A 21,638-nucleotide genomic window follows, 5' to 3' on the forward strand; every position below is an offset into this window, starting at 1 on the left:
CTTCCCGGCGTAGGATTTGCCGCGGGTGCCCCATAACCCGGCGTGCGGCCGAAGCCTACGGACCTATCCGCACAGTCGAGCATTCCGCTTACCTAACGGGTATCCAGCGTACGTCTGCCTGACGAGCTGTATCACTGCACCCGCCTCCACGCCGTCAGCATTCCACTACCCAACGGATATCCAGGGCACGGCCGCCCGGCGAGTTGGCATCGCTGCAATCAGGAGGAGCCATGCGGTGGACAGGAACCGCCAGCCGGGGACTCCTCGTCGCTGCGCTGATCTGCGCCGGCTTCGTCAGCCTCAGCGCCGCGAGTTGCGGGACCGACGAGACCGCTGCCAGGAGAGGACCCTTGACCCTGGTAACCGGCGAGGACCTCACCGGATACCTGGAAGGGGTCTTGAAGGACTGGAACCAAGCCCACCCCGGCGAGAAGGTCACCCTCGTCGAACTCCCGGAGGCAGCCGACGAGGTCCGGGCCCAGATGGCCACCAGTCTGCGATCCGGCAGCGCCCGCTACGACGTGCTCAACATCGATGTGGCCTGGACCTCGGAATTCGCCGCGGCAGGCTGGATCTCCCCGCTGAACGCCGACCGTTTCCCGATCAAGCAGTTCCTCCCGCCGGTGGTGCAGACCGCCACGTTCGACGGCCGCCTCTATGCGCTGCCCTATGTCACCAACGCCGGCCTCCTCTACTACCGCAAGGACGTGCTGGAGAAAGAGGGGGAGAAACCGCCGCGCACGTGGGCCGAGCTTGAGCGACTGGCCAAGACGGTGGCACCGAAGTACGGCCTGGACGGCTATGCCGGGCAGTTCCTTCCCTACGAGGGGCTCACGGTGAACGCTGCGGAGGCCGTGCAGTCCACAGGCGGCACCATCCTCGTCGACGACGGCAGGCGGGTGACTGTCGACTCTCCCGCCGCACGCCAGGGCCTGGAACTCCTGACCCGGGGTGTCCGCGACGGCTGGATCCCCAAGAAGGCACTCACCTACAAGGAGGAGGAGTCCCGCAAGGCCTTCCAGGACGGTCACCTCCTCTTCCTGCGCAACTGGCCCTACGTGCACGCCCTGGCCGGCGGCAAGGACTCCAAGGTCGCAGGCAAGTTCGGTGTGACTCCGCTGCCGGGACTGGGCGGGAATGCAGCGGGCATCCTCGGCGGCTCCAATCTCGCGATCAACGCGGACTCCCGTCACCGTGACTCTGCAACCGATCTCCTGGTCTACCTGACCAGCCAGAAGGTGCAGCGGCAGGTCCTCATCGACGGCGGCCTGCCACCGGTACGGGCCGACCTCTACAACGACCCGTCGCTGGTGCGGCAGTTCCCCTACCTGCCCACGCTCCGGGAGGCCGTGCTGGCGGCGACGCCGCGGCCCAAGAGCCCGCAGTACGACCAGGTGACCCTCGTGATCCAGGCCGTCGTCCACGACGCCATGGCCCAGCGCGATACGGCCGAGGAGGCCATCGCCCGGCTGAAGCGGGAACTCGAGGCCATCGCCCGCCGGCGCTGACCCCTGACCTCCCTGTTTCGCTTCGGATGGTTGAGCTGGACCTGATCGCGGTGGCCGGGTGATTTCGGTGGCCGGTCGCCGAGTGCCGTGGCGGGGGGCCGACGCTTGGGGCGGGGGCTCCAGGATTCCTCGGGTCGTGGGCGGGCGGGGGGTGTCGCGAGTGGGGTGGACGGCCGTGGCAGGGCCGCGTGGCGGGCGACTGCGTGGTCAGCTCGTGTCGCCAGGGCCAGGTTGCGGAGACTCACAGGTGGAGGCGGCGTCCGCCGCGGGTGATCCGGGCTCCAGCATCGTGATCCGCACGTGGTCCCGGTGCCAGTCCCGGCGCGCTACCGGGCCGGTCGGACGCCCCGGAGTCGCGATGACCCCGTCGGCGCCGGCCGGCGGTTCCGTCGCCTGCCGCCCGATCGACAACCCGCCGACCACTGTCGCCAGCCGCAGCTTCAGCGCCTGGGCTTACGGGACCGGCGCGTCGCTCACCCGCTGCGCCAGTTCGCGGGTCGGCACGAGGACCGGCCCGCGCGGCTGCTTCGGCTCGGCGGCCCCGGCCTGTCGTACGGGCGAGCACGGCCGGCCCGGAGGCGAGGGTCTTGCCCGACCCGGTCCGCGCGCGGCCGAGGATGCCCCGGCCGGCAAGTGCGTCGGGCCTGTCCGGAGCAGTGCGGGCAAGAAGATCGACACCACGACCCCCGACCAGCAGGCGGTACGGGCGCCGGACGCAATCACCAGCTTCTGGCAAACCCGGAGCGGTTCGCTGACCTTTCCCTGCATACTGGGTGAGCCCGTGTCCGGGCTGCGGAGGGGGGCCGAAGTGTCCAATGTGTGGTTCTTTCCGGAGGGCGCCGATCGTCGGCTCCTGGCAGCGGTTCGACGCCAGGAAGGTTTTCGCAAGCGACTGCGGTGGACGCCTGTGATCGGCGGGGTCTACCGCCGGTTCACGGACAAGCGATGGCGGCGCGACATCGAACTCCTGAACAGCGCCCGAGCTGCACAGACGTCCGGCGCCAACTCCTCGAACTCTGCACACCTGATCAAGGAGCTACTCGACGTCGGCCGGGAGGCCAACGAGGCGGCCGGAAGGCTGGATCTCAAGCGCATGTGGCAGGTGCAGTCCTATGTCGCCGGGCAGATGTGGCAGGCGGTCTACGTGCTGGACGTGCGCAGTCTGCCTGACGAGGAATTGACCGAGCGAGTGCGGTGGGCTCGGGATGTCCAGGTCGGACTGCGCGAGCTGACCCGACGCATGGCCGATGGCCAGGACCCGGTGGTACCCGAGGGCGTGGCCACCCGTGAGCACAGGCATCGCGGAGCCACACCACACTCCTGATGGGCTTGCGCACGCAAGCTTCATTGGTATGACTCGGCGTTCGTTCTCAGAGGACACCCATGACCTGTGGCAGCGAACCTTGAGCGTGTGAGCTTGTTCCGTTCCGACGGACACCTTTGGTGTGGTGCTCAGGCTGCGAGTGCCGTCTCCTACTCGGCGGGATGCGGTAGACGAGGCTGCTGTGCAGACGGTGCAAGTTGTGCCAGGCGGCGGCCCGGCCGGGTGTTGCGTGTGCTGCACACGCCGGTCACGAGCGCGACGAACTCGGTCCCCAGCCCGGTCTGACAGATCTGCCCCGGCTCGTCGAGCAGATCCGTGAGGCCGGGCTGGACGTCTCCGTCACCGACGGGATCCAGACTCCTCTGCCGGCCCGCGTGGAGCTGTCGGTGTATCGCATCGTCCAGGAGGCGCTCACCAACGTGCTCAAGCACAGTGAGCCGCGGACGCACACCGAGGTGAACCTCCGGCGCGAGAAGTGCGGCCGCGGCATCACCGCCGAGGTGCTCGACGACGGCCGAGGCGCCGCCGTCCAGGCCGTGTCGAGCGCTGCCCGCGAGAGTGTGGGCGGCCATGGGATCGTCGGCATGCGGGAGAGAGCCATCCTGCTCGGCGGCAGACTCGATGCGGGGCCGCGGCCCGGTGGCGGATTCCGGCTGACCGCCCATCTGCCCACTGGAGAGGAGCCCGCGTGAGCATCCGCGTCGTCGTCGCCGACGACCAGGCGCTGGTCCGCCGGGGCTTCACCATGATTCTGCGGATCCACGACGACATCGAGGTCGTGGCCGGGACCGGGCTCGAGGTGATCGAGGCCGCACGCCGACATCGTCCGGACGTGATCCTCATGGACATCCGCATGCCCGAGATGGACGGTCTCGAAGCGACCTCCCGGATCCTGCGGGAGGCGGATTGGACGTGCGGGTGCTGATCCTGACCACGTTCGACCCGGACGAATACGTCTACGAGGCGCTGCGCGCCGGCGCCAGCGCGTTCGTCCTCAAGGACATTCCGCCGGAGCAGCTCGCCACCGCCGTGCACACCGTCGCGGAGGGTGGTGCGCTGCTGGCACCGTCCATCACCCGGCGCCTCATCGACCAGTTCGCCGAGCGGCACGTCGTCAACACCACCGTGGCGGGCCTCCTGAAGCGACTCACCGGCCGCGAGCGCGAGATCGTCGTCGCCGTCGCGCGGGGCGCGAGCAACTCAGAGATCGCCGAGCAGCTCTTCATTGGTGCCGCGACCGTCAAATCGCATGTGTCGAGCATCCTCACCAAACTCGGTCTGCGCGACCGCATCCAGATCGTGATCTTCTCCTATGAGAGCGGACTCGTCGAAGCCGGCGGCCACGACGTCGGTCACTGACAGGGGGCTCCCCTCGAAGATCTCCTCTGTGCGCCGGGCCTTGCGACATCGCAGCCGACTAGGACGGCTCGTCCCAGCTCGACAGGCCCGGCGCGTCCTGCTGGTATCCGGGTCGGGTGCTGGACAGCCAGACTCGCCTGGCCACACGGGCATGCAGGTCCAGCCATTCCGGCAGCTCCGCCACACGCAGGCCGGCAGCCGGGCGGGATGCGGCGAAGGTCCAGGCCCGCATCCCGCCATCGTCGTCCAACTGCGCCGCAACGGCCGCCTGTTGCTCGACCACGTCGGCAACGACGCCCTTGGAGTAGTGCGGCACCTCGGCAAGCGGCGCGTTGTCGAAGGCAGCGTCGCTGCTGTAGAAGTCGAACTGTTTCGCATGGAGGCGGAGATCGACCGGATCCTGCTGTGTGCGTCCGCGGACGGTGGAAGTTTCGGCCGTCTACTGACGGCGGCCCGCACGCCCGCTCATCGCCGGCACCGTCCCCCAGCCCTACAACCCGTGGGCCCGGAACCAGGCCGATGCAGCGATGCTCAACGTCCTCTCGCCGCTCTCCGGCCGGGCTGCAGAGCAGGCCCGCGGAGATGATGGAGGCAGCCCCCGGCTGGACGGAACAGGCGCATGGCAGAGCTTCCGCTGTCTGACGCCGCCCCGCCTGCGTCGTTACCTCCGACTCGGCATCCTGCTCGGCTCGGTGTACCTCGTGCAGAACTTCGACGTGGTGTTCACGATCACCTCGGGCGGGCTGGGCACCGCCGACCTCCCTGGCAACCTGTGCGACCGCTGGGCGGCCATGACGTGCTGAGCACCTCGGAGCCGAGGTCCTGATCTACGGCTCCGGCGCCATGGGCCTGATGGTGTCGAACTTGCCAAACGCACCGGCGCGGCGTCGGCCGACGTCCTCGACGTCAACCCGGAACGGCTCGCCACGGCCGGGCCCCTCGGCTGCACCGACGCGGCGGCGCCCGCCGACGAGCTCGACCGCCCCGGGGGCTGGGGCGTCGTCATCGACGCGACCTGCAACGCCAAGGCCATCCAGGACGGGCTCGGCCGGGTCGCCAAGGGCGGCCCGTTCCTCCAGTTCGGTGTCTCCGACTACGCGGCGACCGCCGTCGTCGAGCCCTACCGCATCTGCAACCAGGAGATCACCATCTCCGGCTCCATGGCCGTCCTCCACAGCTACGAGCGCGCAGCCGCCCTGTTCGCCGCCGGAGCACTCGACCCCGCGGTGTTCATCAGCGACCGGCTACCGCTCGAGCAGTATCCTCAGGCCATCAAGCGCTTCCAGGCGGGCCGGGGCCGCAAGATCGGGGTGGAACCCTGAGCCGCGACGGCGTGCTCGTTCGGGAGCAGGCCAGTCATCTGTCCGATCTATCGCGCCGCGCCCTGTCGAGCTGCGGCGCTGCCGTCGACGTCCCGCAAGGCAGCCAGCTCCTCCCGCGTGGCGCGCGCCAGACGGTCGAGGTCGGGCAGTGCCTTGCCGTCAGCCACCAGCCCCATGTGCACCTGACCGGCGTACGACGACATGGCCACCGCCAGCGACTGCCCCCGGGCGAGCGGCGCCATCGGGTAGATCTCGCGCAGGGGGCAGCCGCCGAGGGACAGGGTCGAGCGAGGCAGCGGCACGCTCGTGACGAGGACGTCGAAGAGGATCCGGGCGGCGCCGCCCGCGAGCGGAGCACCGAACCGGTGGGCCACGTATGGAAGTTGGTCGGCCAGCAGTGCGACGGCTCCGGCACCGCGCGTCGGCCCCGCCGCTTTGTTGCGGTCCATGGCGTCGCGGATGGAGGCGACGCGCGCCAGGGGGTCGGGCTCGGCGACGGGCAGCTCGACCAGGTAGGCGGACAGCTTGTTGCCTGCACCGGGCGGGCTGCCGGGGCGGCGCCGCGAGACCGGTACGAGGGCTCGGGGGCCCGTGGCGGGCAGCCGTTCGCCGCGCTCATGCATCCAGCGCCGGAGCGCGCCGGCGACGACGGCGAGCAGGACGTCGTTTGCGGTGCCGCCCGCAACGCGCCGCACCTGCTGTACGTCGTCCAGCTGCAGCACCGCGGTGCCGAGCCGTCGGGTGCCGCTCGGGGCCGCGGTCAGGGCGGGCAGCCAGGGCGGGTCGAGCCGGCTGGCCCGTACGACGGAGGCCCCGACGCCGATGGCGCGGCCCAGTTCCTCGATACGGCTCTGGGCGAGGTCGGCGAGCATCCGGGGTCCGGCGAGCCAGGAGCGCGGGGGCACGGGGCGCGCGCGGCGTGTCCCGGTGCGGCGGGCGTCGGCGATCTCGTCGAAGATGCCCGCGCCGATGGCGATGGCGCGCATGCCGTCGGCGAGGGCGTGGTGGAGTTTGACGAGGACGGCGAAGCCCCCGTCTCGGGGGCCGCGCAGGAGGTACATCTCCCACGGGGGCAGACCACGTTCGAGCGGACGCTCCATCAGCTCACCGGCTGCCGCGGTGACCTCTCCGGTGAAGTCGTCGCCGGTCAGGCACACGTCCTGGACGTGGCGGCGCACGTCGAAGTCCTTGGCGGTACTCCAGGTGGCTCCGCCGACGGGGACCAGGACGTCGCGCACCCGCATCCTGAACCGCGGAATGGCGGCGGCGCGCTCCGCCAGCAGGTCGAGAACGCCGTCGGCACCCCCGCCGCCGGGCCGGGGGCCGAAGAAGGCGAGGGCGCCGAGGTGCATGGGGTGACCGGCCGATTCCAGATGCCAGAACGCCAGGTCCAGCGGGGCGAGAAGCTCAGAGCTCACATGGTCCTCATGTCTCTGGGAGGCCGGGAGTCGCAGTCAACATCTTCCGGTCGATTACAGTCAAGTACGATCTGTTCACAGCCAGTTAACGGTCCCGACCATCAGACCAGGACTGGCCCGGGCTGGGACTCGCGCCATGTGGTGCCGTGCGACCACAAGGGCGTTCAGTCCGCGTGGGGCGACCAGCGGGGGCGTAGTCGTACTCGCACGGGTCAGACCCTCGATAGCGCTGGTGCGGGGCGGACGGCCGGGGTCGTCGACACGGACGGTGCCCGTGCGGCTCCGGAGAACCATTCCAGCTCGGGGTACCAACTGCAGTCGCAGGTCCTGGTGTCGGCAGTGATCCGCACTACCTCGGGGTCCTTCGCGGAGACCCGGTAGGGCATGCGCACCGCCGGGATCGGTGTGCCGGCGCCGTTACCGGCGGTCGCGCGGGCGATGGGCTTGATCCTTGTCAGCACGGCAACAAGGAGCACGAGGTGCCGGCTTCGGCTACCCGGGGCACATGCGCCTTCCGAGTCCTGGGCGACACTGGTCAAGTGATTGTCGAACGTGCGTATGCCCATCTCTCCTCGTACGACGAGGACACCTGGCCCTGGTCGGTGCCCTGCGTCCGGCAGCTGCTCAACGAAGGGCTGCGCTTCACCGCACCAGTGACCTTCCTGGTCGGTGAGAACGGCTCGGGAAAGTCGACCCTGGTCGAGGCGCTGGCGGAGGGATTCGGTCTGGACTCCTACGGCGGCTCGCACGACTGGCGCTACGCCTCCCCGCGCGGCAAGTCGACGCTCGGCGAGCGGATGAAGTTCGACGCGGCTCCGCGCGGGCGCCGCATGGTCACCAGCTGGTCGGCACGCAAGGGCTTCTTCCTGCGGGCCGAGACCGCGCTGGACGCCCTGGGCAGGGAAGGGTTCTCACCGGACTCGGTCAGCCATGGTGAGGGCTTTCTCGTGGCGTTCCGCGGGAAGTTCCTTCACGCCGGGCTCTATGTTCTCGACGAGCCCGAGGCGGCGCTCTCCTTCTCCTCGTGCCTCGAACTGATCGGGCACATCGACCGGTTGACCAAGGAGGGCGGCCAGGTCATCTGTGCCACGCACTCCCCGTTGCTGACCGCCCTGCCCGGTGCGGACATCATCGAGGTCGGCGAGCACGGCATGCGGAGGGTCGCCTGGCGGGAGCTCGGCGTCGTGGATCACTGGCGCCGCTATCTCGCCGACCCGCACGTCTATCTGCGGCACATCGTCGAACCGTAGGCGACGTCCCCGCAACTATGCTGGTGCGGACATCCTCGGCCGGCGAGCGTGGGAGCGGCGCCGGGTGCGCTGCGCTTCTGACGAGTCCCCAGCGCCGGGTGAGTTGTGCGCCGAGGAATGACATGGCCGCCCTCGCCGGTGGCCCAGGGCGTGCCGCAGGCGGGTGACGTGGCGTTCGACCATCGTGCCTGCGGTGCCATCGGGGTCCTGTAATCCCGACCTGTCACCAGAAACCGCAGCCCGGGCCGGTGACTGAGCAAGCGTCATCAGGGGCTCCATACCGGTGCCGGAGTTTGCCTGCGTCAGGCCAGTTCAAGTAGCGCCTCGCCGAGCATCGCCACTCCTTCGGCGATGGCGCCGGCCGGGGTGGCCGCATAGCCGAGGACGAGGCCGGGCGGTCCGGGGAGCTGCCGGTGCCACGACAACGGCTGGCACTTCACGCCCCGGGCGAGCGCTGCGGTGGCAAGCTCGGTGTCGGGTATTTCTCCCCTGTAGGTGACAGTCAGGTGCAGACCGGCTGCTGCGCCGTGGACTACCGCGCCCGGCAGGTGCTCGGCCATGGCTTTGATCATCGCGTCGCGGCGTCGCCGGTGACGGCCGCGCAGCAGCCGCAGGTGCCGTTCCAGGTCGCCGCATTCCATCAGGCGGGCCAGCACCAGTTGGGGCAGCACGGCGTTGCCCAGGTCTGTGAAGCGTTTTGTGTCGATCAGGGCATCTCGGTGGCGGCGCGGCGGTATCACCCAGCCGATGCGCAGCGCGGGTGCGAGCAGTTTGGACACGCTGCCCATGTAGCACACATGGTCGGCAAGCAGCGCGCGTAGCGCGGGTACCGGCGGCCGGTCGTAGCGGTGTTCTGCATCGTAGTCGTCCTCCAGGATCAGTCCGCCGTCCTGGGCCCAGCGCAGCAGTTCGCGGCGGCGTTCGCCGCTGGTCACCACGCCGGTGGGGAATTGGTGGGCGGGCGTGAGCAGTACGGCGCGAGCGCCGGTGGCGCGTAGTGCCTCTACGCGCACACCGTCGCCGTCGAGGGGCACCGGTGGGGTGGCCACGGCTCCGTTCCGCAGATGCTGGCGGATGCCGAGTGAGCCTGGGTCCTCGACTGCGACGCCGTCGATGCCATCCGCCCGCAGCACCGGGAGGAGCAGGGTGAGCGCTTGCGCGGTACCGGCGACGACCAACACCTCGTCCGGGTCGGTCCGGATGCCGCGGCTGCGTGCCAGCCAGCCGGCGATGGCACTGCGCAGCTGCAGGGTGCCGCGAGGGTCGCCGTAGCTGAGGTTCTCGGCGGACAGTTCGGTGAGCACGGATCGTTCCGCTCTCAGCCAGGCCGCTCGGGGGAACACGGTCAGATCGGGCGGGCCGGGGGTGAAGTCGATGCGGGCAGGGGTGGCACGCAGCACGTCGAAGACATCGGCGCCCGGTTCGCCGACGAACAGCGTGCCAGGTGCAGTCTTCTCGGTGACCGGTGAGCCGAAAACCGCGAGGTCCCGGTCCCTGGAAGTGCCATGGGTCTTCGAGGCCGGCAAGACCTACGCGTTGGTCGGGCCCTCGGGCTGCGGCAAGACCACACTGCTGAACATCCTCTCCGGCCTGGTCAGGCCGTCACAGGGCCAAATCCTCTTCGACGGAGCGGACGTCACGGCCCTGCCCACGAAAACCCGCAACATCGCCCAGGTGTTCCAGTTCCCCGTCATCTACCAGTCGATGACGGTGTACGAGAACCTCGCCTTCCCTCTGCAGTGCCGCAGGTGGGACAAGGCAAGGATCGATGCCAAAGTCCATCAGGTCGCCGAGGCACTGGACCTGGACGGCCGGCTCGAACAGCCCGCCCGGCGGCTCACCGCCGACGACAAGCAGCTCATCTCGCTCGGCCGTGGCCTTGTCCGCGACGACGTGGCGGCCGTACTGATGGACGAGCCGCTGACGGTCATCGATCCTCAGCTGAAGCACTCGCTGCGGCGCAAGATCCGTGAGATCACCGAGCAGTTCCGGCCCACAGTGATCTACGTGACCCACGACCAGTACGAAGCCATGAGCATCGCTCAGGAAGTGCTGGTCATGAAGGACGGCCGAGCCATGCAGCAGGGCACCCCGGAGCAGCTCTTCGAGGCCCACTCGTCCACGTACGTCGGCTACTTCATCGGATCGCCGGCAATGAACTTCCTGACCCTGGACCGGGCCCAGGGAAGAGTCAGCCTTGGGGGCCGGGCCCTGACCATGGCGTGGGACATTCCCGAGAGCACCACCGAGTGCCAGGTGGGAATCCGGCCCGAGTACGTCCAAATCGTCGCGGAACCGGGGCCCAATGCGTTTCCCGCCAGGCTTCGGGACGTCCGGGACCACGGACCGCAGCGGGTGCTCGAGATGGACGTGGCCGGCCAGCTCATGCGGGCGAAGGTGCCACGGGAAAACGGAATTCCGGGCGTCGACGAGTTCCTGGTGCATCTTCCGCGCGCCAAGGCACTCCCCTATGCGGATGGCCGCCTCGTACTCCACTCGTAGAGGTCATCGACAGGCTGGCGCCGCGGCACGGCCCTGGAACGCTTCGTGCTCCCTCCGCGGTGACGTCGCGGCGTATGCGGCCGGACGGGGCCGGAACGGTTCCCGGCTCGGGACCTGCTCCGGCCACAGCGGTGGCAGCCGAGCATGCCGGACGGGAAGAGCCCGGACTGTGCGGGCACCAGCGCCGTGAGCGTGCCTCCGGGTCGCAGCACGCGCCGGATCGCCCCGAGAACCCGCGGCAGGGGGTGACGACCGGCAGGCACATCGCCGCGCATACGGCCGCAACGCTCGCGGAGGCGGCCGGGAGCGCGTCCGCGCCGGCCCGGACCAGCGGTCCGCGGCCCCGGCGCGCCGCTTCGGCGAGTTCCGCCGCCGACAGGTCGATCCCGACCCAGTCGACGTTCGGCAGCTCCTCGCGGGTGGCGGCCGAACCGCAGGCCAGGTCGAGGACCGTGCCGCGTGCATCGTGCAGCGGTTCGGCCAACCAGGCGTACGGAGAGGCGTCGGCCAGGGAGAAGGGCCGTTCGGTGATACCGGGGTGCGCCTGGTGGTGGGCGGTGATGAAGCGCTGCCAGTCCGGCTCGAAGCGGCGGGCGCGGGCGTTGGACGTCCACACGAGGTGGTTCAGGCCGGGTGTGCGGTGGTCGAAGCGGAGGGTGAGGCCACTGCTGTCTCCGCTGCGGGACTGGACAGCCCCGAGGATGCCGTCGCGTTCCTGCCGGACGCGCCGCCTGGCCCGTTTGCCCGGGTGAGTTTGCCCGCGAGGTCAAGGGCCCGGGCGCCGGTGTTCTTCACTCGGGCCGTGACCATCGGTGCGCCGTTGGCGGCGCGCGCACCGGTCAGATTTTCGATGCGGAAGTCGGGAGCGCGATTCGCCGCCGGGCTCGACGGACAGATGGATGCGCTCCCCCGCGCGGGCGCTCCGGGCCATGGCCTCCGGACCGGCGCATCCGGTGCGGCCTCACGAAGGGCGTGCGTGCCGCACCGGTCGCGCCAACATCGGAGAGCCGGTCCCTCAACCGATCGAACTCCTGCCGGCAAGGGCAGGTTCGCGCCATCCCTACTTCGGTTTTCCGGCTCTCTTCAGCCGGAAACGTTCAGTTAACCCTGCAAACGACTTTGCCGAGTTAAGCTGTTTCTTGACTGGCCATTGACCATTCTTTGGCACGTGCAAGTAGCGATGAACGGCCTGGAGGGGGCGAATGTTCCGAGGTACGACGGCCCGGATCGCGATTTCCACCCTCGCCGCCGTCCTGCTCGCCCTTGAGCACTTCACACCCGGCACGTCCTTCGCACACGCGCACACAGTCAGTCAGGCAAAGGCCAAAGCACAGCCCGGAATCAAACTCCTCGGGAAGGCACTGCGCGACGAAACCCTCACGTCCCGCCGCTGCGTTCCATCGGGCCACGGGGACCCGGCCGGACCGCTCGGCACCCGTGATCGTCAACGCCTCGCCGGCTCCGGGCCCCAGGCGCCCGACCGACCACCGCTCACCCGGGACCCCGCGCACGGGCCGGCCATACCCGGCACAGCTCATCAGCGCACGTCGAGATCATCGACGCCCCACGCCCCGGCCGCGCTTCAGGTCTTCCGCTGCTGAGAGCAGAGCAGCCCCCACCTCTGTCATGTAAACCACACCGACGCGCCACAGCGGCGCGCCAGGAGGAGTCACCACAAATGCAGCCCCTCATCGACAACGCCCGCATGTTCGGACAGCGCCCTGAGGAGTTCGCCGAACTGGCCAAAGGACAGTCCCCGCAGGTCCTGTTCATCACCTGCTCCGACTCCCGGGTCGTACCGGCCCTGATCACGGGCGCCCGCCCCGGCGAGCTTTTCGAGCTGCGCACCGCGGGCAACATCGTCCCGCCGTACGCCTCCGAGCACCCCACCAGTGAGGCCGCCACCATCGAGTACGCCGTGGAGGTCCTCGGGGTCAGCGACATCGTGGTCTGCGGCCACTCCCACTGCGGCGCCATCGGCGCGCTCGTGCGCGGCGACGACCTCAGCGCTGTACCGGCCGTGCGGGACTGGCTGACGAATGCCGCCGACGAGCCCAAGTGCTCCGACACGGCCGACCCGACCGTCGCCGAAGCCGTCCAGAACCACGTCCTCGCCCAGTTGCTGCGACTGCGGTCGTACCCGGGCGTCAACAAGCGCCTTCAGTCGGGTGAACTCCAGACGCACGGCTGGTACTACGAGGTCCACACCGGCATCGTGCGGACGCACCGCGCGGACTCCGACACGTTCGAGACGCTCTGAGGGGACCGGAGACCATGCTGTCCAAGTTCCCTTACCTGAGGCAGGACTTCCTCGCCTCCATCGTCGTCTTCCTGGTCGCCGTGCCGCTGTGCGTCGGCGTGGCGGTCGCCTCCGGCGTCCCCGCCGAACTCGGCCTGATCACCGGCATCGTGGGCGGACTCGTCACCGGGCTCATGCGCGGCAGCAGCCTTCAGGTCTCAGGGCCGGCCGCGGGCCTGACCGTCCTGGTCTTCGAGGCCGTCAGCGAGTTCGGAGTGGCCACGCTCGGCCTGATCGTGCTGATCGCCGGTCTGCTCCAGCTCGCCATGGGCTTCCTCAAGATCGGCCGCTGGTTCAGGGCGATCTCGGTATCCGTCGTCGAAGGCATGCTCTGCGGCATCGGTCTGGTGATCATCGCCGGGCAGATCTACGCGGCAGCGAGCCTGAAGGCCCCGGAGACCGGCATCGGCAAGATCGCGGGCCTGCCCGGGGCGTTCGCCGAAGCGCACGGCAACACCGAGGCGCTGGCCTCCCTCGCCATCGGCGCGGGCACCATCGCCGTCATCGTGCTGTGGAAGAAAATGCCCAAGGCCGTGCAGTCCGTACCCGGCGCCCTCGCCGCGGTGGTCCTGGCCACGCTCGCCACCCTCGCCCTCAGCCTGCCGGTCGCCACCGTCCAGGTCGAGGGCCTGCTCGGCGTCATCCAGCCGCCGGGGGCCGACGCGTTCGGTGCGCTGGCCAACCCGGCCATCTGGGGCACAATCGTCGCCTTCGCCCTGATCGCCTCGGCGGAGAGCCTCTTCAGCGCGGCGGCCGTGGACCGGCTGCACGACGGACCGCGCACCGAATACAACAAGGAGATGGTCGCCCAGGGCGCGGGCAACACGGTCTGCGGTCTACTCGGCGCACTGCCGATGACCGCGGTGATCGTACGCAGCTCCGCCAACGTCAACGCGGGCGCGAAGACCAAGGCATCGCGTGTGCTGCACGGCGTGTGGCTGCTGCTGTTCGCCACCGCGATGCCATGGGCCCTGGCCCTGATCCCGATCCCCGCCCTGGCCAGCATCCTCGTCCACGCGGGCTGGAAGCTGATCCCCTTCCGCGGGATCGTCTCCCTGTGGCGGGGCCACCGCGGCGAGGCACTGATCCTCGTCGTCACCGCCGTCTCCATCGTCGCAGTCAACATGTTCGAGGGCGTGCTGATCGGCCTGGCCCTGTCGGTCGCCAAGACCGCCTGGGAGGCCTCACACCTCAAGACGGAGGTCATAGACAAGGGCGCCGGACCCATCCAGGTCTACCTGTCGGGCAACGCCACCTTCCTCAGGCTGCCGAAGATCCTCGACCACCTGGAGGCCCTGCCCCAGGACCGCCCGATCGAGTTGAACCTCTCCAGGCTGCACCACCTCGACCACGCCTGCCGTATGGCCCTGGAAACCTGGGCCGAGCGGCACAGCTCACCCGACACCGATCCCGTGAAGGTCACGACGAACACCTGACATCGGCCGGCGGCCGGGCGGTGCACACCACACGCGTACCGCCCGGCCTGCCAGCCCCACGCCAGCGAGTAGCCGGTAGGGATCTCACCTGCCGGCTCTCTCAGAGGGCGGTTCGTAAGGTGATGCCCGTCTCCGGTTGAGCTTGGAGCAAGGTCGCTGGTGGGGTTCCGTCGGCTATGGCTTCCTGGCGAAGTTGCCGGTGTCGGCCTCGGTGAGTATCCCGAGTTCGACCAGGCGTTCCAGCTTTGCGCGGGCGCCTTCGGCGTTCCTCGGCAGCAGTTCGTGGCCGAGGGCTTCGCCGACGTCTTTGGCCCGTAGCGGCCCGGTCGCGTGGTCGAAGGCGGCGAGGATGCGGGGGTAGTCCGGGTGCTCGGCAGGTCCGGTTTGCGGGCCGGGAGCCGGTCGGCGGGGCCGGTAACGGTCTCTTGCGGGTGATCGCGAGCTGCTCCAGGCGGGTCTCGGCCGCACCTGGTTCTGCAGGTCGTCGATCTGTGCGCGGAGGCCCAGTAGACGCGGAAGGCGGAGGAGGAGAGGCGGTGCTCGTAGTCGCGGACCAAACGCCGGTGCGGTATCAGGATCCCGTAGGTCTGTTCGACCCTCCACCGCTTCGGCAGGGTGTCGCGCCAAGCGCCGCGCGGTGCCGCACGGCAGGATTGACAAGGCAGGTTGAGGGTGCGCCCACGGCTCGCCGACGCCCTGATCGCGTGCGTGATGAAAGGTGATCCGACCGTGGAGCTCACACTGGTGGTGCTGATCATCATCGTGGGACTGACGTTTGACTTCACCAACGGCTTCCACGACGCCGCGAACGCGATCGCCACTTCCATCTCCACCAGGGCTCTCACCCCCCGCATCGCGCTGGCCATGGCCGCCGTAATGAACTTCCTCGGCGCCTTCCTGGGCACCGAGGTCGCCAAGACCGTCGGCAGCGGCATCATCGGCGCCCCCGAGGGGCTCTCTGGCCTGCTGCTGGTGATGAGCGCGCTCATCGGCGCGATCGGCTGGAACGTCTTCACCTGGTGGAAAGGGCTGCCGACCTCCTCCTCCCATGCCCTGATCGGCGGACTGGTCGGCGCCGCCCTCGCCGCCGCCGCGACCGTCAACTGGCCCGGGATCCTGGGCAAGGTCCTGCTGCCCATGCTGCTGTCCCCGCTGGTCGGGGTGGCCCTCGGCTACACCCTGCACACGCTCATCCTGTGGATGTTCCGCCATGCCGCCCCCCGCCCCACGACCCGCCGCTTCCGCATGGCGCAGACCGTCTCGGCCGCCGGCATGGCCCTGGGCCACGGACTGCAGGACGCACAGAAGACCATGGGTGTGATCGTGCTGGCACTGGTCACGGCGGGCTGGCAGGACGATTTCTCAGTGCCGCTGTGGGTGATCGTGGCCGTGGCCGCCGCGATGGCCGCCGGCACCTACAGCGGCGGACGCCGCATCATCACCACCCTCGGACGGCGCATCGTCCACCTGGATCCGCCACGCGGCTTCGCCGCCGAGTCCGCCGCCACGGGCGTCCTCTACACCACCGCGTTCGTCTTCGAAGCCCCGATTTCCACCACACAGACGATCACCGCATCGATCCTGGGCGTCGGCGCGACCCGGCGCCTGTCGGCCGTCCGCTGGCAGGTGGCTCGCTCGATCTTCACAGCGTGGGTCCTCACATTCCCCGGAGCCGGACTCCCCGCCGCCGCCCTCTACCTGATCCTGCACGCCACTACCGAACTGTGAACCCGATCCGGAGCCGATCATGCCCACCCCACTCACCCCGCAGCCGGACAGGCCACCTCACGTGGGAATCCCCGACGGCCTTCCCACGCCCGGACGCTTCACACACCTGCACCCCGACGACGGCGCCTGCCTGATGGAGACCGCCTCGATGCTGGCCACGGGCAGCTTCACCGACAGCCCGCCCGGCACCCACCCCGTGCTCGCCGCGCTCACCCGCGCCGTCAACGACACCGTCAGCGACGGTACCCGCCGAGCCCTGTGGCCACTGGCCGCCGACCTTGCCGACGCCAACCCCGCCGACCGGGCCTACGGACCGCTGCTCGTCGGCACGGTGGTGGACGCCGCCCGCCGCGTACGGCCCGCCTCCCGGCGCCTGAAGCGACACAGCACGGCCTGCCACCGGCGGGCGCGCCGGCTCGCCCATGCCCCTACCTGGCAGGTGTCGCCCCGCATCGCCGACCTGCTGTGGTGGCACGGCCCCGGTCACCGCCACCTCGAACACGCCTTGCACGTCCTGGTCACCACACCCGACGCCGACCAACGCCTGTCAGAACTCCTGCACCAAGCCGTCGCACAGGCCCGACGCACCACGAACGCGGCTTCGACCGGATCTGCCCATCGAACGGCTCCGTCACCTTCCCGGTGACCGGCGCTGTCTGCGACACGCCCGCACCGAACCAAACGGCCGTGGCCATGGCCGCCGACCTGGCGCCGTGGCGGTCAGCACTGCGGAACACAGACAGTGGAGGAAGGTGCGGATGGGGCGGGTGCTGTGGCCGCGGCCGTCGCCGCGCCCGGCGCCGAGGCTACGACCCTTTCGGCCCCGACGTCGACTGCCTCCGCGACGAAGGACTCACCCGGCAGAAGGTTCATGTCCTGGCGTCCAGCACCGTGGACCGGCGCCTCCTCGTCGGCCACGCCGAGGATACTGACCCGCCAGACCGGGCCGGCGTCACGCCCTCCCAGTCCGGAAGGCGGTGACTGTCTCGCCCCTGTCGGCCGCTTCATGAGCCGCCTCGCCAGGCGCGATCCGCGCGTCCTCCGGAACTGCTCAACTCCTGCCGCTTGGAGTCCGAACAGGCCGGGACCGGAGCTCGTCCGCAGCACCTCACCCCCGGTGGCATCGAGCGGACCGCAGCCCACGAGCAGCGACAACACGGGCACCGGTACGCTCAGGACGTAGCGAGACGAACCTGACCGCGGGCGACAGGGTTTCACCAGCCAAGAAGGCCATCAGGTCAACACCCAGCTCGACCGGACCGGCCGCGGCAGCTGCCGAGCGAAGTGCTCCCAGCACTTGACCTGGCCACCGGAGGACGGCGTCCTCACCAGATCGACGAGCACCGCTACGGGACGGGGAGCCGCCGGGCTGCTCCCCAAGGCGTCGGGGATCTGCGCGAGCCTGATCAATTGCGCCCGTTCAGCTCGTCGTCGCCGTCAGTCGGCTCGTGTCCGGCGACCGCCACGAATGCGCCGAGTTTCCGCTGGTGAAAAGTGGTTTGCCGGGAGAGCGGCGCGTGGGTAGCTTCGCCGGCTATGACCCCGACTCTGCGCACTGAGCGCCTGCTGCTGGAACCGTACGCCCCCGAAGACCAGGAAGACTTCGTCACCCTGTTCCAGGACCGGAGGGTTTCGCAATGGATGGGCGACGGCCCTGCTACCGAGGCGGAGGACCGTGCCCTATTCGGACGGATCTTCACGAAGGTCTATGCCCAGGATCTGTTCGACGTCTGGGCCGTTCGTCGGAATGGTGTCATGATCGGACACGCTGAGATCAAGCCGACCGACGTAGCCCAAGGCCACGAGATCATCTACGCGCTGGTCCCTGATGTGTGGGGATCGGGCCTGGGGAGAGAACTGGCCGAAGCGCTCGTCTCCTACGGCTTCGACGCTCTGGGGCTCGCGGAGGTGTACGCCACCGTGGCGGCCTCCAACAGCGCCTCGCTGGCCGTGCTGAGCAGGATCGGATTCGAGCACGCCCGGGACATAGCCGAGGATGACGGCAGCACCACTCGCGTGCTGACGCGCCGTCGGGCCGTGCAGCCCACCGGGCAGGAGTGAGCGCATAGGCGGCTCGAGGACAGCGTCGGTGTTTGCTGATCATGCGGCTCTGGCCGGGTAATCGGTCCAGGTTCGGATCGGTGAGTTGGGACCCCCGCTCGTTGCAGATGCCGGAGGCGGCGGTGTCCTTCTCGCCGCGCACCTGTTCGGCGGCATGAAGCCGGGCGAGCCGACGACCGGGCCCGTGCTGGTTAGGCCCTGTCGGTGACGGTGTTCACGGCGCGCGCGATGCCATGAAGTCGATGATCCGCGGGCCTTCCACGGCCAGCAGGATGTTGGACGGTTTCGGATCGCGGTGAACGACCCGGCGGCGTGGATGTGTTCCAGGGCCTGTCCGAGCCCGGCGGCGAGGGTGCACGCCGACTACGGCGGCAGCGGTTCCTCCTCGTCCACGACGGTCTTCAGCGCGGGCTCGGGTACGTCCGCGACCGCCACCCACGGCGGGTCCGCCGCCGTGGCGGAGTCGATCACGGGCGTGGTGCCGCTGCCGAGCCGGCAGAGAAGGCGGAACGGGCCGATGCGGGCCGGGTCTTCCGGCGTCAGCGGGTCCACGCGGGGATCCTCGCACACCGCGCCGCCGGTACGCCGGGGCTCCGCAGGTCGCTACGCGACCCGGCTCTCATGGGCTCTATGCCTTCAAGAACGCCAGGATGTCGGGATTGAGGACTTCCGGATGGGTGGACAGCATGCCGTGCGGCAGCCCTTCATACGTCTTCAGGGTGCTGTCCTTCACGATCTCGGCCGTCAGCGGCCCCGCGTCCGCGTACGGCACGATCTGGTCGTCGGTGCCGTGGGCGACGAGGACCGGAACGTCGATCAGCGTGAGGTCCTCATTGAAGTCGGTCTCGGAGAACGCCTTGATGCACTCGTAGTGGGCGTTGGCCGCGCCCATCATTCCCTGTCGCCACCAGTTGTCGATCAACCCCTGCGACACTTTCGCGCCGGGCCGGTTGAATCCGTAGAACGGACCCGTCGGCAGGTCGATGTAGAACTGCGAGCGATTGGCGGCGAGGGCGGAACGCAGTCCGTCGAAGACCTCGATCGGCAGCCCGCCCGGATTGGTGTCCGACCTGACCATGATCGGCGGCACCGCGCCGACGAGCACCGCCTTTCCGACCCGTCCTGGCTTGGCGCGCGCGACATAGCGCGCGACCTCACCGCCGCCGGTCGAGTGCCCGATGTGGAAGGCCCCTCGCAGATCGAGCGCGTCCGTCAGTGCTGCCACATCGGCGGCGTAGGTGTCCATCTCATGGCCGGTCGCGGTTTGAGAGGAACGCCCGTGGCCACGACGGTCGTGGGCGATCACCCGATAACCGTGCGCGAGGAAGAACAGCATCTGGTTGTCCCAGTCATCGGCACTGAGCGGCCAACCATGGTGAAAGACGATCGCCTGGCCGTCGCGCGGACCCCAGTCCTTGTAAAAGATCTCGGTGCCGTCCTGAGTGGTGACGCTGCCCATCGCGCTCGCCTTCCTACGACTTGGGTCCCTAGCGGAACCCTCCTTTTCGACCGTATGGCCGAACGGGGCAGGCCGCCACATGTGCCAGGTCTGAGTTTGACTCTGTCGGGGATCTTGAAGGTCGGTTTCATCCGCCGACGTATCGCCGGGATCGTGGCCGGGGTAGGCCAGGCTGGTCCAGGTAGGCCTGGAACGCGGTCGGCAGTGGAGCACGGAGCGGTTCTCCAGGCGTCGGCCGTTCGGAGAGCCGCTCGATGTTCACCGCGATGGCGGTGAGTACGTGCTGGACGTGGGTCTTGTCCAGGCCGCGGTAGCGGCGTCGCCGCATCTCGTGTCCGTGCGCAAGCTCGTTGATGGTGCCCTCTATGCCGGATCTGACCGCGTAGATCCGACGCCGGTGACCACCCCACGAGTTCCTGCGGGGACGGTGCGGGCGAGCTCCTCCAGGGCCGCGCGCACGGCTTCGGTCACCAGCTCCACGCCGGTCAGATCACGCACGGCTGCCAGGACATGAATGGAGTCGATGCGGCAGCGCACGGCCTCGGCGGTCTGCCGGTCCGAACAGATTGTGCAGGAACTGCCGCAGGCTGACGGTGGCCAGCTGGTAAGGCGGTAACCCGGGCCCGCCATCGCGCGTGTACCAGGCCTGGAAGTTTTCCGTCCCGCCGCAGCCCGTCGAGCCGGTCCCGCACCCACATCACCGTCGTCCCGCCCGGATTGCTCGCCTGCGCGAGCTGCGCCGTCAGCGACGGAACCTGCTCACCGGGACGGGGACGAACGGACATGGAGCACCTCACATCGTGCCTGAACCTCGGACCGTCCAGAGCATGCCGCATCAAGCCCCCGCATCGGAGAATCTCAAGATCCCCGACAGAGTCAAGCTCAAGTACGTGTTTCCGATCCCCGACCGTCGTTGAGTGGGTATGCCGCCTCTGGAAAGGTATGGCCGAAGCGAATGCGGCGTGCCGAGGTGAACGTCCTGAGCCGCTCCGGGCACGCGGTGCGGCCCGGTCAGCGCGAGTGGTTGCGGCGGCGGTATGCGTAGGCGGCGAGCAGCGCGGCGGCAACTGAGGCGAGGCCGCCGAGCGTGAGTACGGCCAGCTGGGGGTTCTCGTCGCGTTGTGGCGTGCGGATGGTGATGCTGCCGGCGTTCTCGCGGGTGACGAGTCCGCTGGTGAGGGTCAGTCGTGCGGTCCACTTACCGGCCGGGAGCCCTGGGTCGAGTGGGGTGGTCGCGACGGTTGATCTGCCCGGGCCGATGGTGCCTGCCTTGGCATTGAACGGGCCTGCGGACGCGCCGCCTGGCCCGTTCGACAGGGTGAGTTTGCCCGCGAGGTCGAGGGCCCGGCCGCCGGTGTTCTTCACTCGGGCCGTGACCATCGGTGCGCCATTGGCGGCGCGGGCGCCGGTCAGATTGTCGATGCGGAAGTCGGAGGGCGGTTCGCCGCCGGGTCCGACGGACAGGTAGATACGCACTCCGGCGCGGGCCGCTTGGCGTACCTGCTTCGAGGGGTCGGGATCGGGGCTGATCTGCGCCCAGATGACGCCGTAGTGTTCGCCGCCGGTCGCATCGTCCGCGACGGTGATCTCGGTCCACACTGTGGCCGTCTCGTCGGGTTCCAGGACGAGTTCGCTGCGCTCGAGCGTCACCCACCTGGTGAGCTCGTTGCCCCCGCGCCCGTGCGCGAAGGTGAAGCCGTCCTTGTGGACCGCTGCGGCCCCGGGGTAGAGCTGTACGCGGTGTCGCGTGTCCGCCAGGTTGGTGACCGCGATCCGCCTGCGGATCTGCTGGCCCGGTCTGATGTGATCGACGATGTACCGGTGGGCACGCTCGTCGTCGCGGCGGCTGACCGGCGCGTCGACGAGCCGGATGCCGACGGCCAGGTCGTCGGACGTCCGCCGCGGCGGCTCCGCAGCCACAGGCGCGACTGCTCCGAGGAGCAGTAACACGGCGAGGAGCAGTCCGCCCACG

17 protein-coding genes and 6 pseudogenes are annotated in these 21,638 nt (G+C 69.4%); 13 read left to right on the top strand and 10 right to left on the bottom strand.

Annotation, left to right across the window (positions count from 1 at the left end; all coding sequences use genetic code 11):
- The first annotated feature begins 230 nt into the window (after positions 1-230).
- The 4 genes and pseudogenes from OGH68_RS00555 to OGH68_RS00575 all read left to right on the top strand — a co-directional run bounded on the left by OGH68_RS00555 (position 231) and on the right by OGH68_RS00575 (position 4,191).
- Positions 231-1,508: an ABC transporter substrate-binding protein gene (locus OGH68_RS00555; protein ID WP_264241267.1), complete on the top strand. Its 1,278-nt coding sequence runs from the start codon at positions 231-233 to the stop codon at positions 1,506-1,508.
- 358 nt (positions 1,509-1,866) lie between these two features.
- Positions 1,867-2,832 (top strand): hypothetical protein, encoded by a 966-nt coding sequence (locus OGH68_RS36295; RefSeq protein WP_413470909.1) that lies wholly within the window; start codon positions 1,867-1,869, stop codon positions 2,830-2,832.
- A gap of 197 nt (positions 2,833-3,029) precedes the next feature.
- Complete coding sequence (locus tag OGH68_RS00570; protein ID WP_264241269.1) at positions 3,030-3,524, top strand: sensor histidine kinase; 495 nt, start codon at positions 3,030-3,032, stop codon at positions 3,522-3,524.
- A pseudogene (locus OGH68_RS00575) lies at positions 3,521-4,191 on the top strand (response regulator). The gene OGH68_RS00570 and the pseudogene OGH68_RS00575 overlap by 4 nt, the downstream one beginning before the upstream one ends.
- A gap of 142 nt (positions 4,192-4,333) precedes the next feature.
- Here the strand turns inward: OGH68_RS00575 and OGH68_RS00580 are convergent.
- A pseudogene (locus OGH68_RS00580) lies at positions 4,334-4,498 on the bottom strand (VWA domain-containing protein); the annotation flags it as partial.
- Positions 4,499-4,746: 248 nt separating this feature from the next.
- On the opposite strand from OGH68_RS00580, the pseudogene OGH68_RS00585 reads away from it, so the two are divergent.
- Positions 4,747-4,955: pseudogene (locus OGH68_RS00585) on the top strand (ABC transporter permease subunit); the annotation flags it as partial.
- Positions 4,956-4,995: 40 nt separating this feature from the next.
- Positions 4,996-5,513, top strand: a pseudogene (locus tag OGH68_RS00590) (zinc-binding dehydrogenase); the annotation flags it as partial.
- A gap of 47 nt (positions 5,514-5,560) precedes the next feature.
- Here OGH68_RS00590 and OGH68_RS00595 read toward each other — a convergent pair.
- Both OGH68_RS00595 and OGH68_RS00600 read right to left on the bottom strand, forming a co-directional pair.
- Positions 5,561-6,931 (bottom strand): wax ester/triacylglycerol synthase family O-acyltransferase, encoded by a 1,371-nt coding sequence (locus OGH68_RS00595; RefSeq protein ID WP_264241270.1) that lies wholly within the window; start codon positions 6,929-6,931, stop codon positions 5,561-5,563.
- Between the two features lie 207 nt (positions 6,932-7,138).
- A pseudogene (locus OGH68_RS00600) lies at positions 7,139-7,377 on the bottom strand (transcriptional regulator); the annotation flags it as partial.
- Between the two features lie 93 nt (positions 7,378-7,470).
- On the opposite strand from OGH68_RS00600, the gene OGH68_RS00605 reads away from it, so the two are divergent.
- Complete coding sequence (locus tag OGH68_RS00605) at positions 7,471-8,181, top strand: AAA family ATPase (RefSeq protein WP_264241271.1); 711 nt, start codon at positions 7,471-7,473, stop codon at positions 8,179-8,181.
- A gap of 302 nt (positions 8,182-8,483) precedes the next feature.
- On the opposite strand, the pseudogene OGH68_RS00610 reads toward OGH68_RS00605, so the two are convergent.
- A pseudogene (locus OGH68_RS00610) lies at positions 8,484-9,626 on the bottom strand (PLP-dependent aminotransferase family protein); the annotation flags it as partial.
- 13 nt (positions 9,627-9,639) lie between these two features.
- On the opposite strand from OGH68_RS00610, the gene OGH68_RS00615 reads away from it, so the two are divergent.
- Positions 9,640-10,683 carry an ABC transporter ATP-binding protein gene (locus OGH68_RS00615; RefSeq protein ID WP_264241272.1) on the top strand — a complete coding sequence of 348 codons (1,044 nt, stop codon included), beginning with the start codon at positions 9,640-9,642 and terminating at the stop codon, positions 10,681-10,683.
- On the opposite strand, the gene OGH68_RS36300 is transcribed toward OGH68_RS00615, so the two are convergent.
- Positions 10,565-11,299 (bottom strand): methyltransferase domain-containing protein, encoded by a 735-nt coding sequence (locus tag OGH68_RS36300; RefSeq protein WP_413470910.1) that lies wholly within the window; start codon positions 11,297-11,299, stop codon positions 10,565-10,567. The two genes, OGH68_RS00615 and OGH68_RS36300, sit on opposite strands and share 119 nt — an antisense overlap.
- 1,062 nt (positions 11,300-12,361) lie before the next feature.
- Here OGH68_RS36300 and OGH68_RS00625 point away from each other — a divergent pair.
- Positions 12,362-12,943: a carbonic anhydrase gene (locus OGH68_RS00625; RefSeq protein WP_264241274.1), complete on the top strand. Its 582-nt coding sequence runs from the start codon at positions 12,362-12,364 to the stop codon at positions 12,941-12,943.
- 14 nt (positions 12,944-12,957) lie between these two features.
- Positions 12,958-14,418, top strand: coding sequence for a SulP family inorganic anion transporter (locus OGH68_RS00630; protein ID WP_264241275.1), 1,461 nt, complete (start codon positions 12,958-12,960; stop codon positions 14,416-14,418).
- A 174-nt stretch (positions 14,419-14,592) separates the two neighbouring features.
- On the opposite strand, the gene OGH68_RS00635 is transcribed toward OGH68_RS00630, so the two are convergent.
- Entirely contained in the window at positions 14,593-14,886 is a 294-nt protein-coding gene (locus OGH68_RS00635; protein ID WP_264250451.1) for a hypothetical protein, read from the bottom strand.
- A gap of 261 nt (positions 14,887-15,147) precedes the next feature.
- Here OGH68_RS00635 and OGH68_RS00645 point away from each other — a divergent pair, with 261 nt between their 5' ends.
- From OGH68_RS00645 to OGH68_RS00655, 3 genes are all read left to right on the top strand, one after another.
- Positions 15,148-16,146: an inorganic phosphate transporter gene (locus tag OGH68_RS00645; RefSeq protein WP_264241276.1), complete on the top strand. Its 999-nt coding sequence runs from the start codon at positions 15,148-15,150 to the stop codon at positions 16,144-16,146.
- A 19-nt stretch (positions 16,147-16,165) separates the two neighbouring features.
- Positions 16,166-16,792: a hypothetical protein gene (locus OGH68_RS00650; protein ID WP_264241277.1), complete on the top strand. Its 627-nt coding sequence runs from the start codon at positions 16,166-16,168 to the stop codon at positions 16,790-16,792.
- Positions 16,793-17,682: 890 nt separating this feature from the next.
- On the top strand, positions 17,683-18,207 hold the full coding sequence (locus OGH68_RS00655) for a GNAT family N-acetyltransferase (protein WP_264241278.1): 525 nt from the start codon (positions 17,683-17,685) through the stop codon (positions 18,205-18,207).
- 363 nt (positions 18,208-18,570) lie between these two features.
- Here the strand turns inward: OGH68_RS00655 and OGH68_RS00660 are convergent, their stop codons facing one another.
- The 4 genes from OGH68_RS00660 to OGH68_RS00670 form a co-directional block, all read right to left on the bottom strand.
- Positions 18,571-18,759, bottom strand: coding sequence for a hypothetical protein (locus OGH68_RS00660; protein ID WP_264241279.1), 189 nt, complete (start codon positions 18,757-18,759; stop codon positions 18,571-18,573).
- Positions 18,760-18,835: 76 nt separating this feature from the next.
- Positions 18,836-19,666, bottom strand: coding sequence for an alpha/beta fold hydrolase (locus tag OGH68_RS00665; RefSeq protein WP_264241280.1), 831 nt, complete (start codon positions 19,664-19,666; stop codon positions 18,836-18,838).
- Between the two features lie 127 nt (positions 19,667-19,793).
- Positions 19,794-20,054 (bottom strand): transposase, encoded by a 261-nt coding sequence (locus tag OGH68_RS36305; protein WP_413471076.1) that lies wholly within the window; start codon positions 20,052-20,054, stop codon positions 19,794-19,796.
- A 623-nt stretch (positions 20,055-20,677) separates the two neighbouring features.
- Entirely contained in the window at positions 20,678-21,637 is a 960-nt protein-coding gene (locus OGH68_RS00670; RefSeq protein WP_264241281.1) for a peptidase, read from the bottom strand.
- Between the last annotated feature and the right edge of the window lies 1 nt (position 21,638).

The organism is Streptomyces peucetius, from assembly GCF_025854275.1.
Taxonomy (GTDB): domain Bacteria; phylum Actinomycetota; class Actinomycetes; order Streptomycetales; family Streptomycetaceae; genus Streptomyces; species Streptomyces peucetius_A.